The following is a 15,549-nucleotide window of genomic DNA, read 5'->3' as shown; positions in this document are numbered from 1 at the left end:
TCCCGGCCGTTCCCCCGTCGCGCAGGGTTCACCTGCGCGACAGAGGTCACATCACATGCGGTACGGCGGGGCTCAGCCGGCCTCGGGGTCGCCCTTGGTGTAGCTGAGTCGCTCGACCTGGCCGGATTCAAACTTGTCGTCGAGCTTCTTGCCGTTCACGTAGAGCTCGATCGCACCGGCGTTGCCGAGGACGAGGTCGACGCGCTCGTCGTCCTGGAAGGTCTTGGACTCGCCCTTGAGCAGGAGACCGTCGAAGAGGAGCTTGCCGTCGTGCGCCTTCGCCGAGATCCAGCTCTTGTCGTCGATCGCGGTGAGCTTGACCGTGACCTTGTCCTGCGGGACGGCGGCGATCGCACTCTCGGTGGGCTTGGGCGCGGCGGGCTTGACCGGCTTCGGCTTGGCAGCGGAGGTCGCCTTCTCCGGCGCGGGCGCCGGGCCGCCGTCGGCCGCGGTGGTCGTCCCCTTCGGGGCCTCGTTGCCGTTGAACATCGTGAAGCCGACGAAACCGACGACGGCGACGATGGCCGCGACCATCGCGGCGGTCCAGTTGGGCCTGCGCGGCTCGGGGCGGATACGTTCCGCCTCGAAGAGCGGGGCGGCGGGGGTGGGCGCGGGACGGCCACCGTGCTCGGCGTCGTACTGCTCGATCAGCGGAGCCGGATCGAGGCCGACGGCGCGCGCGAGGGTACGGATGTGGCCGCGGGCGTAGACGTCGCCGCCACAGCGCGAGAAGTCATCCTCCTCGATCGCGTGCACGATCGGAATCCGGACACGGGTGGAGGCACTGACCTCTTCGACGGTGAGACCGGCGGCGATTCGGGCCTGCTGGAGAGCGCGACCGATCGAGTCCCGGTCGTCTGCCGGGAAGGTCCGGTCGTCTTCGGGGGAGTTGCCGATGGACACGAGAGCGCCTTTCGAGCGTGTAGCCACCTGCTGGACGTTCAGTCTATGGGTGGTACGAAAGGGTGGGGCAACCGGGCGGGTGCTGTTTGTACGCCATGAGGCTGGGACATCCTTCTATCCCTTCCTCCAACTTGACGTACGGCCAGGGGAAACGGTTGCCCACCGTTCCCTTACGAGTGAGTCTCGGCCCGGTCTCGATCGGGTACCCGGCCCCGGAGGAGCCACACCCGTTACTCCCCCGACTCCCCCCGGATCACGGCGAGGACCCCGTCCAGCTCGTCCGGCTTCACGAGCACGTCCCGCGCCTTCGAGCCCTCGCTCGGCCCGACGATGTTCCGCGACTCCATCAGGTCCATCAGCCGGCCGGCCTTCGCGAAGCCCACGCGCAGCTTGCGCTGGAGCATGGAGGTGGAGCCGAACTGCGTCGAGACGACCAGCTCGGCGGCCTGGCACAGCAGGTCGAGGTCGTCGCCGATGTCCTCGTCGATCTCCTTCTTCTGCTTGGTGCCGACGGTGACGTCGTCCCGGAAGACGGGCGTCATCTGGTCCTTGCAGTGCTGTACGACGGTCGCGACCTCGGCCTCGGTGACGAACGCGCCCTGCATGCGGACGGGCTTGTTGGCGCCCATCGGCAGGAAGAGCCCGTCGCCCTTGCCGATCAGCTTCTCGGCGCCGGGCTGGTCCAGGATGACCCGGCTGTCGGCGAGCGAGGAGGTGGCGAACGCGAGCCGCGAGGGCACGTTCGCCTTGATCAGGCCGGTGACGACGTCGACGGACGGCCGCTGGGTGGCGAGGACGAGGTGGATGCCGGCGGCGCGCGCAAGCTGGGTGATCCGGACGATGGAATCCTCGACGTCGCGCGGCGCGACCATCATCAGGTCGGCCAGCTCGTCGACGATCACCAGGAGGTACGGGTACGGGTTGAGCTCCCGCTCGCTGCCCTCGGGCAGCTTGATCTTGCCGTCCCGGATGGCCTGGTTGAAGTCGTCGATGTGCCGGTAGCCGAAGGCGGCCAGGTCGTCGTAGCGCAGGTCCATCTCGCGCACGACCCACTGGAGCGCCTCGGCGGCCTTCTTGGGGTTGGTGATGATCGGGGTGATCAGGTGCGGGATGCCCTCGTAGGCGGTGAGCTCGACCCGCTTGGGGTCGACGAGCACCATCCGGACGTCCTCGGGGGTCGCTCTTATCATCACCGAGGTGATGAGGCAGTTGATGCAGGAGGACTTGCCGGAGCCGGTGGCACCGGCGACCAGGATGTGCGGCATCTTCGCCAGGTTGGCCATCACGTAGCCGCCCTCGACGTCCTTGCCGAGCGCGACCAGCATCGGATGGTCGTCGCCGGCCGCGTCCGCGAGCCGCAGCACGTCTCCGAGGTTGACCATCTCGCGGTCGCTGTTCGGGATCTCGATGCCGACCGCGGACTTGCCGGGGATCGGCGAGATGATCCGTACGTCGGGCGAGGCCACGGCGTAGGCGATGTTCTTGGTCAGGGCCGTGATCTTCTCGACCTTCACGGCCGGGCCGAGCTCGACCTCGTACCGCGTGACCGTCGGACCGCGGGTGAAGCCTGTGACGGCCGCGTCGACCTTGAACTCGGCGAAGACGTTGGAGAGCGCGTCGACGACGGCGTCGTTGGCGGCGCTGCGGGTCTTGCCGGGACCGCCGCGCTCAAGCAGGTCCATCGACGGCAGGGAGTACGTGATGTCGCCCGCGAGCTGGAGCTGCTCGGCGCGGGGCGGCAGGTCGGTCGGCTCGGGCGCCGGCTTCGTCAGATCGGGTACGCCCCCGCCGGAACGGTCTCCCCCGCGGGCCGGCGGCACGGGCGCGGCCTTCTCCACGGGCGCGGCCGCGGCGGCGGAGGCGGCCACGGCGGCGTTCCGCTCGGCGGTGACGTCCTTGGTCAGGTCGGCGACGATCGGCGAGGGCGGCATCCCGTTGAGCACCGCGCCGTCGAGCGCGGCGGCGGCGGCCGCGGCGACGTCCACCGGGTCCAGACCCGAGTCGAAGGCGTCGCGCCCGGAGGTCCGGCGGGCCGAGCGGCCGCGCCGCTCCAGCATCTCCGCCTCGGCCCGGTCCACGTCGTACGGCTCCGCGGGCCCGGCCGCCCGGCGCCGGACGGGCCGTGCGGGGCGCGGTCCCGCGTCCCGCCAGTCCTCGTCGTACCCCTCCTGGTCCGGGTGGCCCGGGTACCCCTCAGCCTCCGCCGGGTCGTACGGGAGCTCGACGATGCCCAGCTTCGCGCCGAGCGCGCGCAGCCGCTGCGGGATCGCGTTGACCGGGGTGGCGGTGACCACGAGCAGCCCGAAGACGGTGAGCAGCACCAGCATCGGTACGGCGAGGACCTCGCCCATCATGAAGACGAGGGGCTGGGACGCCGCCCAGCCGATGAGCCCGCCGGCGTCCTGCATGGCCGCGCTGCCGTCACCGCGCCCCGGCGAACCGCAGGCGATGTGGACCTGGCCGAGGATGCCGATGACGAGTGCGGAGAGGCCGATGCTGATCCGGCCGTTGGCCTCGGGCTTCTCCGGGTAGAGGATGAGCCGGATGCCGATCGCGCCGAGGAGCAGCGGTACGAGCAGGTCGAGCCGGCCGAAGGATCCGGTCACCAGCATCTCGACGAGGTCGCCGACCGGGCCGCGCAGATTGGACCAGGTGCCGGCGGCGACGATCAGCGCGAGGCCGAGGAGGAGCAGCGCGAGCCCGTCCTTGCGGTGGGCGGGGTCGAGCCCCTTGGCGCCGCGCCCTATTCCCCGGAGCATCGCCCCGATCCCGTGGGCGAGGCCGAGCCAGGCGCCGCGCGCGAGCCGGTAGACGCCCCCGGTCGGGGACGGGGCGGGCCGGGGCACGGCCTTCTTCGCGGCGGTCTTCCGCGCGGGCGCGCGCTTGGCGGGCGCGGCCTTCTTGGCCGGTGCCTTCTTCGCGGGCGGTTTGGCGGGGGACTTCGCGGACGCCGCTTTCTTCGCGGCGCCCGTCGTCCGGCCGGCGCGCGGTTTTGCGGTGCCCGCCGTGCCCTGGGAACCCTTGCCGGACGTACGTGAAGCCATGATGCCGAGGTTACCGGTGTGGAGTGCGGTGTGGGGAGCGCGTGTCGGCCTCACCCGTTCGTGTCGTTCGTGCCGGGGCACGATGCTGACGCCGCATCACGACGCCGGTCACGGCACCGGACGAGTGGTGACGGTACGTCAGCTCTGCGCGGGCAGCGTCGGCGCGGCGCCCGTGCCCGGCTCCAGTGCGTCCAAGGCCCGGCGCAGCCCGGTGAGCTTGCGCTCCAGGTGCGCGGCGGTGGCGACGGCCGCCGCGTCCGCGGAGTCGTCGTCGAGCTGCTTCGACAGGGCCTCGGCCTGCTCCTCGACGGCCGCGAGCCGGGCGGAGAGCTCGGCGAGCAGCCCGGCGGCCTCCTTGCCGTGACCGCCCTCGCCGCCGCCCTCCAACTGCAGCCGCAGCAGGGCGGCCTGCTCGCGCAGCTTGCAGTTCTTCATGTAGAGCTCGACGAAGACGGAGACCTTGGCCCGCAGCACCCACGGGTCGAACGGCTTGGAGATGTAGTCGACCGCTCCGGCCGCGTACCCCCGGAAGGTGTGGTGGGGGCCGTGGTTGATGGCGGTGAGGAAGATGATCGGAATGTCCCGGGTCCGCTCGCGCCGCTTGATGTGGGCGGCGGTCTCGAAACCGTCCATGCCCGGCATCTGGACGTCGAGCAGGATGACCGCGAAGTCGTCCGTCAACAGCGCCTTGAGCGCTTCCTCCCCGGACGATGCCCGCACCAGCGTCTGATCGAGCGCGGAGAGAATGGCCTCCAGCGCCAGCAGATTCTCCGGCCGGTCATCGACCAGGAGGATCTTGGCCTTCTGTACCATGCCCCGTCCTCCTCGTCCCGGCAACGGCTCTCCCCGGACCCCCGAACCAGGGGAAGCACCGGGCGCCGCCCCAGAAGACGACTCCCTAGCGCCGTCCGTCCTTGTGCCGGTCATCGTAGCCGCACCCTGCCCGTCGCCACACCCTGTCACCGCGATGTCACTGTGCACAGAGCGGAAACGCGGCGGGAGACCAGAAGGTTCCCCGTATCCCGCCCTCTCACACGCCCCTGGCGACAGTGCGTCAGTGGGAGCCGGCGGAGCCCGGGGGTCCGCGCCGAGCACGGCACGGACCCCCGGAGCGGAGTCACTGCCCCCGCATCCACTGCTCCATGACCGACAGCAGGTGATCGGGGTCGACCGGCTTCGTCACGTAGTCCGAGGCACCGGACTCGATCGCCTTCTCCCGGTCGCCCTTCATCGCCTTCGCCGTCAGCGCGATGATCGGCAGCCCGGCGAACTGCGGCATCCGCCGGATCGCGGTCGTCGTCGCGTACCCGTCCATCTCCGGCATCATGATGTCCATCAGCACGACCGTCACGTCGTCGTGCTGCTCCAGGACCTCGATGCCCTCCCGCCCGTTCTCGGCGTACAGCACCGCGAGCCCGTGCTGCTCCAGGACGCTGGTGAGCGCGAAGACGTTGCGGATGTCGTCGTCGACGATGAGCACCTTCTCGCCGGAGAAGCCGAAGGTGCGACGCGGCTCGGCCTCCGGCTCCTCCCGGTCCGCCGCGGCCTGCTGGCCGGACTGCCCGGGGACGGCGCCCCGCATCCCGGTCGCCTCCGCCGCGGCCTTCCGCCGGTGCCGGAACAGCGCCCCGGCCCCGGACCGCGCCTCCGTCCGTACGGGCGGCGGCGGGAAGTGCGGGAACGGGTGGACGGCCCCGGCCGTCCCCTCCTCGGCCCCCTGCTGCGGATCGTCGACGTCCTGCGCGCCCTGCCCGTAGCCGCCCGACGACGGCTCCGTCGGGCTCAGCGGCAGATAGAGCGTGAACGTCGAACCGCGGCCGGGCTCGCTCGCGGCGAAGATCTCGCCGCCGAGCAGCCGCGCGATCTCCCGGCTGATCGAGAGCCCCAGACCCGTGCCGCCGTACTTCCGGCTGGTCGTGCCGTCGGCCTGCTTGAACGCCTCGAAGATGACCCGCATCTTGCTCGCCGCGATCCCGATCCCGGTGTCGGTGACCGAGAAGGCGATCAGGTCGGCCTCCGGATCGCGCAGCGAACCGGCCTCCAGGAGCTGCTCGCGGATCGACTGCGGCACGTCCGCGCCGGCCGGCCGGATCACCAGCTCCACCGCGCCCGTGTCGGTGAACTTCACCGCGTTGGACAGCAGGTTGCGCAGGACCTGGAGCAGCCGCTGCTCGTCGGTGTGGAGCGTGGCCGGCAGCTCGGGCGAGACCCGCACCGAGAAGTCGAGCCCCTTCTCCGCCGTCAGCGGCCGGAACGTCGCCTCCACGTAGTCGACGAGCTGGACGAGCGCGATCCGCGTCGGCGAGACGTCCATCTTGCCGGCCTCGACCTTCGACAGGTCGAGGATGTCGTTGATCAGCTGGAGCAGATCGGAGCCGGCGCCGTGGATGGTCTCCGCGAACTCGACCTGCTTCGGCGTCAGATTGGTCTCGGCGTTGTCCGCGAGCAACTTGGCCAGGATCAGCAGCGAGTTGAGCGGGGTGCGCAGCTCGTGCGACATGTTCGCGAGGAACTCCGACTTGTACCGCATGGAGACGGCGAGCTGCTCCGCCCGCTCCTCCAGGACCTGCCGGGCCTCCTCGATCTCGGTGTTCTTCACCTCGATGTCGCGGTTCTGCCGGGCGAGGAGTTCGGCCTTCTCCTCCAGCTCCAGGTTGGAGCCCTGGAGTTCCTTCTGCCGGTGCTCCAGCTCGGCCGACCGCTCCTTGAGCTGCTCGGTGAGCTTCTGCGACTGCTGGAGCAGCACCTCGGTCTTGGTGTTGACGCTGATGGTGTTGACCGTGGTCGCGATCAGCTCGGCGATCTGGTTGAGGAAGTCCCGCTGGATCTGCGTGAACGGCTGGAACGAGGCCAGCTCGATCACTCCGAGGACCTTGCCCTCGAAGAGCACCGGCAGCACGATGACATGCGCGGGCGAGGCCTCCCCGAGCCCCGAGGAGATCTTCAGATAGCCCGGCGGCACGTTGACCTGGATGGTCCGCTTCTCCTCGGCGGCCGTCCCGATGAGGGTCTCGCCGGGGCGGAACGAGGTCGGCATGGACCCGGTGGAGTATCCGTAACTCCCGCGCATCCGCAGCTCGTACGAGCCGTCGCCCTCGCCCACGAGTTCGGCGTCGCCGTGGGCGGAGCCCGTCGGCATGGCCACGAAGAACGCGCCGTGCTGGGCCGAGACCACCGGCGTCAGCTCGCTCATGATGAGCGAGGCCACGTCGTCGAGGTCCCGGCGGCCCTGCATGAGACCGGAGATGCGGGCCAGGTTGCTCTTGAGCCAGTCCTGCTCGTCGTTGGCGAGGGTGGTGTCGCGCAGGTTGGCGATCATCGTGTTGATGTTGTCCTGGAGCGCCTGGATCTCACCGGCCGCGTCCACGCCGTCGATCTTCACGTTGAGGTCGCCGCGGGTCACCGCGGTGGCGACGGCGGCGATGGCCCGCACCTGCCGGGTGAGGTTCTCGGCCATCTCGTTCACGGATTCCGTCAGGTCCCACCAGGTGCCCTCGACGTCCCGCACCCGGGCCTGGCCGCCGAGCTGCCCGTCGGTGCCCACCTCGCGGGCCACCCGCGTGACCTCCTCGGCGAAGTTCGACAGCTGGTCGACCATCGTGTTGATGGTGTTCTTCAGCTCCTGGATCTCGCCGCGCGCGTCGATGTCGATCTTCTTGGTGAGGTCGCCCTTGGCGATGGCGGTGGTGACGGCGGCGATCTGCCGCACCTGACCGGTCAGGTTGTCGGCCATCGAGTTCACCGACTCGGTCAGGTCCTTCCACGTGCCGGAGACCCCCGGCACCCGGGCCTGCCCGCCCAGCTCGCCCTCCGTACCCACCTCGCGGGCCACGCGCGTGACCTCGTCCGCGAAGGACGACAGGGTCGTCACCATCGTGTTGACGGTCTCGGCGAGCTCGGCGACCTCGCCGCGCGCCTCGACCGTCACCTTCTTCGTCAGGTCGCCGTTGGCGACGGCCGCCGACACCCGGGAGATGTTCCGCACCTGGTTGGTCAGGTTGTTGGCCATCAGGTTGACGTTGTCGCTGAGGTCCTTCCACGTGCCGGTGACACCGCGCACGCGTGCCTGGCCGCCGAGGATGCCCTCCGTACCCACCTCGCGGGCCACGCGCGTGACCTCGTCGGCGAAGTTCGACAGCTGGTCGACCATGGTGTTGACGGTCGTCACCAGCTCAAGGATCTCGCCCCGGGCGTCGACCGTGATCTTCTTCGACAGGTCGCCCTTGGCGACCGCCGTCGTGACCTCGGCGATGTTCCGCACCTGGATGGTGAGGTTGTTCGCCATGAAGTTCACCGACTGGGTGAGGTCCTTCCAGGTGCCGGAGACGCCCTGCACCTCCGCCTGACCGCCCAGGATGCCCTCGGTGCCCACCTCGCGGGCCACCCGGGTCACCTGCTCCGCGAAGTTCGAGAGCTGGTCCACCATCGTGTTGAGGGTGTTCTTCAGCTCCAGGATCTCGCCGCGCGCGTCCACGTCGATCTTCTGCGACAGGTCACCGCGCGCCACCGCGGTGGCGACCTGCGCGATGTTGCGGACCTGGGTGGTGAGGTTGCCGGCCATGCCGTTCACCGAGTCCGTCAGGTCACGCCACACACCGGCCACGCCCGGCACCTGCGCCTGACCGCCCAGACGCCCGTCCGTGCCCACCTCGCGGGCCACCCGGGTCACCTGGTCCGCGAACGCGGACAGCTGGTCCACCATCGTGTTGATGGTGTTCTTCAGCTCCAGGATCTCGCCGCGCGCGTCCACGTCGATCTTCTGCGACAGGTCACCGCGCGCCACGGCCGTCGTCACCTGCGCGATCTGCCGCACCTGCGAGGTCAGGTTGCCTGCCATGAAGTTCACGGAGTCCGTGAGCTCCCGCCAGCGCCCGGACACCCCGTCGACCCGCGCCTGACCGCCGAGCCGGCCCTCGGTGCCCACGTCCCGGGCCATCCGGGTCACCTGGTCCGCGAACGACGACAGCTGCGACACCATCGTGTTGACGGTGTTCTTCAGCTCCAGCATCTCGCCGGCCACGTCCACCGTGACCTTCTGCGACAGATCACCGTTCGCAACCGCCGTCGTCACCTGCGCGATGTCCCGCACCTGACCGGTCAGGTTACGGAAGGCCGTGTTCACCGAGTCGGTGAGGTCCTTCCACGTCCCCGCCGCGCCCGGCACCTCGGCCTGACCGCCGAGCAGACCCTCGACGCCGACCTCCCGGGCCACCCGGGTCACCTCGGAACCGAAGGCCGACAGCTGGTCCACCATCGTGTTGACGGTGTTCTTCAGCTCCAGCATCTCGCCGGCCACGTCCACCGTGACCTTCTGCGACAGATCACCATTGGCCACGGCCGTGGTCACCTGCGCGATGTCCCGCACCTGCGTGGTGATGTTCCGGAAGACCGTGTTGACGGAGTCCGTCAGGTCCTTCCACGTCCCCGCCGCGCCCGGCACCTGCGCCTGACCGCCGAGCAGACCCTGCGCGCCGACCTCGCCCGACACCCGGGTCACCTCGTCGGCGAACGTCCGCAGCGTCTCCGTCATCTGGTTGATGGTGTCCGCGAGTTGGGCGATCTCACCGCGCGCGGAGACCCGTACCTTCTGCGACAGGTCGCCGTTGGCGACCGCCGTCGTCACCTCGGCGATGCCCCTCACCTGATTGGTGAGGTTGCCCGCCATCGTGTTGACGGAATCGGTGAGGTCCTTCCACACGCCGGCGACCCCGGCCACCTCGGCCTGACCGCCGAGCTCGCCCTCCGTACCCACCTCGCGCGCGACACGGGTCACCTCGGAGGAGAACGACGACAGCTGGTCCACCATCCGGTTGACGGTGTTCTTCAGCTCCAGCATCTCGCCGGCCACGTTCGCCGTGACCTTCTGCGACAGATCGCCGTCCGCGACCGCCGTCGTCACCAGGGCGATGTCCCGCACCTGGGCCGTCAGCCGGTTCGCCATGGTGTTGACCGAGTCCGTGAGGTCCTTCCACGAACCGGACACCCCGCGCACCTGCGCCTGCCCGCCCAGCTTGCCGTCCGTACCCACCTCGACGGCGACCCGGGTCACCTCGGAGGCGAACACCGACAGCTGGTCGACGAGGTTGTTGGCGGTACGGGCGACCTTCAGGAACTCCCCGCGCAGCGGCCGCACGGTCCCGTCCGCACCCTCCGAACGCAGGTCCATCCGCTGGTCCAGATCACCCTCGGCCACCGCCGAGAGCACCCGCCCCACCTCGGACACCGGCCGGGCCAGATCGTCGACGAGCGCGTTCGCGGCCTCGATCGCCGCCGCCCACGCCCCCTCACTGGCTCCCGCCTCGAGGCGCTCGGACAGCTTGCCCTCACGGCCGACCACCCGCCGTACCCGCGACAGCTCCCCCGTCACGTGCATCTGCCGGTCGGCGACCTCGTTGAACACGGCGGAGATCTCCGCCATGATCCCGTCACCGGACACCGTGAGACGCCTACGGAAGTTCCCGTCCCTCATCGACACCAGTGCGGTCAGCAACCGCTCCAGCGCCGCCGCGTCCACCTGGACCGTCCCCCCACGGGAACGCCCGCCCCTCGCGCGCGTACCGCTGCCTCCGCCGCGCCGCGCCGCCGTGCCAGACTCCACCGTGTCCCTCCCGAAAGGGGTCGACCGTACCGCTCCGGCTCTCGCCGTCAGCCTGCCCAGTGTTTCACCGTGACCGAACCAGGCGATAACAGTTCGGCAGCTTCGCAAGCGTCCCTACCCCCGAGGGACGGAATCAGTGGTGACCGGCATCCGCTCGGACAGCGAAGGTAAGTAACCTGGCATCCGGCTGTCCAGCCGCCCCGGTCCGCCCGGCGGGGGCGGTGTGGTGCGCGCACGACCACCGGGCAGTGGGAGGGACAGACCGAGCATGGCAGAGCCGGGCGTCGAGACGCGTACGAGGAGAGCTGTGATCACCGCGCGGGCGACTGCCAGCTTCGAGCCCGTCGGGCGGTCCGTCGCGGCCGCCCGCGCCTTCGTCAGGGACACCCTCCAGGGCTGGGGACACCCCGAACTCGTCGACGACGCCGTCGTCCTCACCAGCGAGCTCGTCACCAACGCCGTCATCCATGCCGGCACCTCCGCCGAGGTCCTCTGCCTCCGCTCCGACGACAGTGTCCGCGTCGAGGTCGCCGACCGCTACCCCGAGCGCGAGATCCCCGTCCAGAGCGGCCACTCCCTCGGCAGCCCGGACCGCGAGAACGGCCGCGGCCTGCTGCTCTGCGCCGCCCTCGCCCACCGCTGGGGCGTCGACTACTCCCCCACCCGCAAGCACGTCTGGTTCCACCTCGACCTCCCCCAGCGCCCCGTCGGCACCCGCTCCGCCGGCCCCGTCCTCCCCGACGCCCTCCTCCCGGTCGCCGAGACCCGCGTCCGCGTCGCCGTCGCCCAGATCGACCGCGGCGGCACGATCACCGCCTGGAACGAGGACGCCGAGGAACTCTTCGGTTACGGCTCCGACCTGGTCATCGGCAAACCCCTCGGGGACCTCGCCGCCTGGCCCCACACCCCCGGCATCGGCACCGGCCTCGCCGAGGCCCTCCGCCTCTCCCGCTGGGAGGGCAGCTACGGCATCCGCTGCGCCGACGGCCGGGTCATCCCCGTCTACGCCTCGCACCTCCGGGTCCGCGACACCCAGGGCGAACCCTCCACCGTCTGTCTCCTCGTACGGGAGCACGAGCGCGCGGTCCTCCAGACCCCCCAGCGCCCCGTCGCCGAGCCGGGCTCCGAGAGCCGCGCCGCCGACCCCTTCGAGGTCTTCATCGGCTCCCCCGCCCCCGACGACCTCGACGGCCTCCTCCAGCGCACGGTCGAGCGCGCCCGCGACATGCTCGACGGCGACGCCGCCTTCCTCCTGCTCGCCACCGACGACGAGACGGAACTGGAGGTACGGGCCACCACCGGACTCCCGGCCGCCCGCCAGCGCTTCGCCCGCGTCCCCGTGGAGACCGGCGCCAGCCGCTACGGCTCCGCCCGCATGCCCGCCGTCCACGAGGACCTGGCCGCCGTCCCCGGCGCCGTCCCGCTCCTCGAAGGCACCGGCATGCGCTCGGTCGTCACCGTCCCGCTCAAGGTCGAGGGCCGGCTCACCGGCTCCCTCGGCGTGGCCGCCGAGTCCGCGAACCGCTACTCGAACGAGGAGGCCCTCCGCCTCCAGTTCGCCGCCGACCGCATCGCCCTGGCCGTCGAATCGGCCCGCCTCGGCGAACTCGAACGGCTCCGCCGCGGCTCCCTCAGCTTCCTCGTCGAGGCCTCCGACCTCCTGGCCGGCACCCTCGACCGCGACCAGACCCTGGCCCTGATGGCCCAGATGACGGTCCCCACCCTCGCCACCTGGTGCGCGGTCTACACGATCGCCGACCAGGCCTCCGACCCGTACCTCTCGTACGTGCTCCACGAGGACGAGGACCGCATCGACGGCCTCAAGGCCCTGCTCTCCTCCATCGCCCCGCCCGACCCGGTGCCGACCCCCGGCGCCCGCGTCTGGTCCGCCCCGGGCGACGCGGCCCACCGCGCGGCCCTGACCGCCTCGGTCCGCGCCCTCGACCACCCGGCGAGCCCGCTCTCCTCCGGCATCGACACCACCCTGGCCACCGCGAGCGCGGTCGCCGGCGAGACGGTCGTCCTGCCGCTGGTCGCCCGCAACCGGGTCATCGGCATGCTGACCCTCGGCAGGCCCTCGGAGGACCACTTCCGCCAGGAGATCCTGGAGCTCGCCGAGGACCTCTCGCGCCGGGCGGCCCTGGCCCTGGACAACGCCCGCCTGTACTCGGAGCGCGTGGCGATCAGCCAGTCCCTCCAGCGCAGTCTCCTCCCGCCGGGCCTCCCCGTGATCCCGGGCGTCGAGGTCGACGTCATCTACCGCGCGGCCGGCGAGGGCAACGAGGTGGGAGGCGACTTCTACGACGTCTTCCCCATCAGGGACGACGTCTACGGATTCGCCATCGGAGACGTCTGCGGTACGGGCCCGGAGGCGGCCGCCGTCACCGGCCTGGCCCGTCACGCCCTGCGCCTCCTGGCCCGCGAGGGCTTCGGCGGCCCGGCGGTCCTGGAGCGGCTGAACGCGGCGATCCTCGACGAGGGCGCCCGCAGCCGCTTCCTGACCCTCCTCTACGGCGAGATGCGCCCGCAGCCGGACGGCTCGGCGATCCTCAAGGTCGTCTGCGCCGGCCACCCCCTCCCGTTGCGCCTCCGCCCGGACGGCACGGTGGAGCCCGCGGCCGAACCGCAGCCGCTCCTGGGCGTCATGGAGGACCTGGAGCTGTACGAGCAGACGGTCACGCTCGACCCGGGCGACGTCCTCCTCTGCGTCACGGACGGCGTGACGGAACGCCGCGAGGGCACCCGCATGCTGGGCGACGACGGCCTGGCCGAGGTCCTCAAGACCTGTACGGGCCTGACGGCCGGCGCGGTCGCCTCCCGTGTCCTCCGCGCGGTCGAGCGCTTCGCCCAGGCCCCCGCCTCCGACGACATGGCCATCCTGGCGATGCGCCTCCGCGAACCGGACCACAACTGACGAAGGCCGGCGCCTCCCTCCAGGGGAAGGCGCCGGTCCTTTGCCGTCCTCCGCCCTGGAAACACAAAAAGGCCCCCGCCTGATGGCGGGGGCCTTTTCATTTTCGGAGCCCTTTAACGGAATCGAACCGTTGACCTTCTCCTTACCATGGAGACGCTCTACCGACTGAGCTAAAAGGGCGGGTTGTTCGGCGGCGTCCTACTCTCCCACAGGGTCCCCCCTGCAGTACCATCGGCGCTGAAAGGCTTAGCTTCCGGGTTCGGAATGTAACCGGGCGTTTCCCTAACGCTATGACCACCGAAACACTATGAAGTTGAACTCAACCGGCAAGGGAGTTCATTGCTTCAGAACTAACACAGTGGACGCGAGCAACTGAGGACAAGCCCTCGGCCTATTAGTACCGGTCAGCTCCACCCCTCACGGGGCTTCCACATCCGGCCTATCAACCCAGTCGTCTACTGGGAGCCTTACCCTCTCAAGGAGGTGGGAACACTCATCTCGAAGCAGGCTTCCCGCTTAGATGCTTTCAGCGGTTATCCCTCCCGAACGTAGCCAACCAGCCATGCCCTTGGCAGGACAACTGGCACACCAGAGGTTCGTCCGTCCCGGTCCTCTCGTACTAGGGACAGCCCTTCTCAATATTCCTACGCGCACAGCGGATAGGGACCGAACTGTCTCACGACGTTCTAAACCCAGCTCGCGTACCGCTTTAATGGGCGAACAGCCCAACCCTTGGGACCGACTCCAGCCCCAGGATGCGACGAGCCGACATCGAGGTGCCAAACCATCCCGTCGATATGGACTCTTGGGGAAGATCAGCCTGTTATCCCCGGGGTACCTTTTATCCGTTGAGCGACGGCGCTTCCACAAGCCACCGCCGGATCACTAGTCCCGACTTTCGTCCCTGCTCGACCCGTCGGTCTCACAGTCAAGCTCCCTTGTGCACTTACACTCAACACCTGATTGCCAACCAGGCTGAGGGAACCTTTGGGCGCCTCCGTTACCCTTTGGGAGGCAACCGCCCCAGTTAAACTACCCATCAGACACTGTCCCTGATCCGGATCACGGACCGAGGTTAGACATCCAGCACGACCAGAGTGGTATTTCAACGGCGACTCCACAACCACTGGCGTGGCTGCTTCACGGTCTCCCACCTATCCTACACAAGCCGAACCGAACACCAATATCAAACTGTAGTAAAGGTCCCGGGGTCTTTCCGTCCTGCTGCGCGAAACGAGCATCTTTACTCGTAGTGCAATTTCACCGGGCCTATGGTTGAGACAGTCGAGAAGTCGTTACGCCATTCGTGCAGGTCGGAACTTACCCGACAAGGAATTTCGCTACCTTAGGATGGTTATAGTTACCACCGCCGTTTACTGGCGCTTAAGTTCTCAGCTTCGCCTGGTCGAAACCAAGCTAACCGGTCCCCTTAACGTTCCAGCACCGGGCAGGCGTCAGTCCGTATACATCGCCTTACGGCTTCGCACGGACCTGTGTTTTTAGTAAACAGTCGCTTCTCGCTGGTCTCTGCGGCCACCCCCAGCTCAGAGTGCAAGACTCATCACCAGGCGTGGCCCCCCTTCTCCCGAAGTTACGGGGGCATTTTGCCGAGTTCCTTAACCATAGTTCACCCGAACGCCTCGGTATTCTCTACCTGACCACCTGAGTCGGTTTAGGGTACGGGCCGCCATGAAACTCGCTAGAGGCTTTTCTCGACAGCATAGGATCATCCACTTCACCACAATCGGCTCGGCATCAGGTCTCAGGCTATGTGTCACGCGGATTTGCCTACGTGACGCCCTACACCCTTACCCCGGGACAACCACCGCCCGGGCTGGACTACCTTCCTGCGTCACCCCATCGCTTACCTACTACAAGTCTGGTTCGTCGGCTCCACCACTCCCCTTTGCCCGAAGGCTCCGGGGCGGCTTCACGGACTTAGCATCGCCTGATTCGATATTGGGCGTTTCAAAGCGGGTACCGGAATATCAACCGGTTGTCCATCGACTACGCCTGTCGGCCTCGCCTTAGGTCCCGACTTACCCTGGGCAGATCAGCTTGACCCAGGAACCCTTAGTCAATCGGCGCAC

General features: G+C 69.1%; 5 protein-coding genes, 1 tRNA gene and 2 rRNA genes (1 of these 8 only partly in view). 1 reads left to right on the top strand and 7 read right to left on the bottom strand.

The features are described from left to right. Window positions 1-72: 72 nt before the first annotated feature. The 4 genes from SVTN_RS27740 to SVTN_RS27725 all read right to left on the bottom strand — a co-directional run bounded on the left by SVTN_RS27740 (window position 73) and on the right by SVTN_RS27725 (window position 10,545). A complete protein-coding gene (locus SVTN_RS27740; protein WP_041131550.1) occupies window positions 73-903 on the bottom strand; it encodes a helix-turn-helix domain-containing protein in 831 nt (276 codons plus the stop codon). A 230-nt stretch (window positions 904-1,133) separates the two neighbouring features. Continuing rightward, entirely contained in the window at window positions 1,134-3,947 is a 2,814-nt protein-coding gene (locus tag SVTN_RS27735; protein WP_052499732.1) for a DNA translocase FtsK, read from the bottom strand. A 138-nt stretch (window positions 3,948-4,085) separates the two neighbouring features. Then, window positions 4,086-4,760 (bottom strand): response regulator, encoded by a 675-nt coding sequence (locus tag SVTN_RS27730; RefSeq protein ID WP_015036579.1) that lies wholly within the window; start codon window positions 4,758-4,760, stop codon window positions 4,086-4,088. Window positions 4,761-5,064: 304 nt separating this feature from the next. Beyond that, complete coding sequence (locus tag SVTN_RS27725) at window positions 5,065-10,545, bottom strand: HAMP domain-containing protein (protein ID WP_174518293.1); 5,481 nt, start codon at window positions 10,543-10,545, stop codon at window positions 5,065-5,067. A 268-nt stretch (window positions 10,546-10,813) separates the two neighbouring features. On the opposite strand from SVTN_RS27725, the gene SVTN_RS27720 reads away from it, so the two are divergent. After that, complete coding sequence (locus tag SVTN_RS27720) at window positions 10,814-13,459, top strand: SpoIIE family protein phosphatase (RefSeq protein ID WP_041131547.1); 2,646 nt, start codon at window positions 10,814-10,816, stop codon at window positions 13,457-13,459. Window positions 13,460-13,566: 107 nt separating this feature from the next. Here the strand turns inward: SVTN_RS27720 and SVTN_RS27715 are convergent. The 3 genes from SVTN_RS27715 to SVTN_RS27705 all read right to left on the bottom strand — a co-directional run. Next, window positions 13,567-13,639 (bottom strand) — tRNA-Thr (locus SVTN_RS27715). A 5-nt stretch (window positions 13,640-13,644) separates the two neighbouring features. Continuing rightward, window positions 13,645-13,761: ribosomal RNA gene (rrf, locus tag SVTN_RS27710) — 5S ribosomal RNA — on the bottom strand. Window positions 13,762-13,833: 72 nt separating this feature from the next. Next, a 23S ribosomal RNA gene (locus SVTN_RS27705) occupies window positions 13,834-15,549 on the bottom strand (it continues 1,403 nt past the right edge of the window).

Source organism: Streptomyces vietnamensis, from assembly GCF_000830005.1.
Taxonomy (GTDB): domain Bacteria; phylum Actinomycetota; class Actinomycetes; order Streptomycetales; family Streptomycetaceae; genus Streptomyces; species Streptomyces vietnamensis.
Note: the sequence above shows the minus strand (reverse complement) of the source record. Positions and strands in the feature narration are given on the sequence as shown.

Excerpts from the sequence above, each read along its gene's own strand:
- SVTN_RS27735 (WP_052499732.1), bottom strand. The coding sequence starts at position 3,947 with ATGGCTTCACGTACGTCCGGCAAGGGTTCCCAGGGCACGGCGGGCACC.
- SVTN_RS27730 (WP_015036579.1), bottom strand. The coding sequence starts at position 4,760 with ATGGTACAGAAGGCCAAGATCCTCCTGGTCGATGACCGGCCGGAGAAT.
- SVTN_RS27720 (WP_041131547.1), top strand. The coding sequence starts at position 10,814 with ATGGCAGAGCCGGGCGTCGAGACGCGTACGAGGAGAGCTGTGATCACC.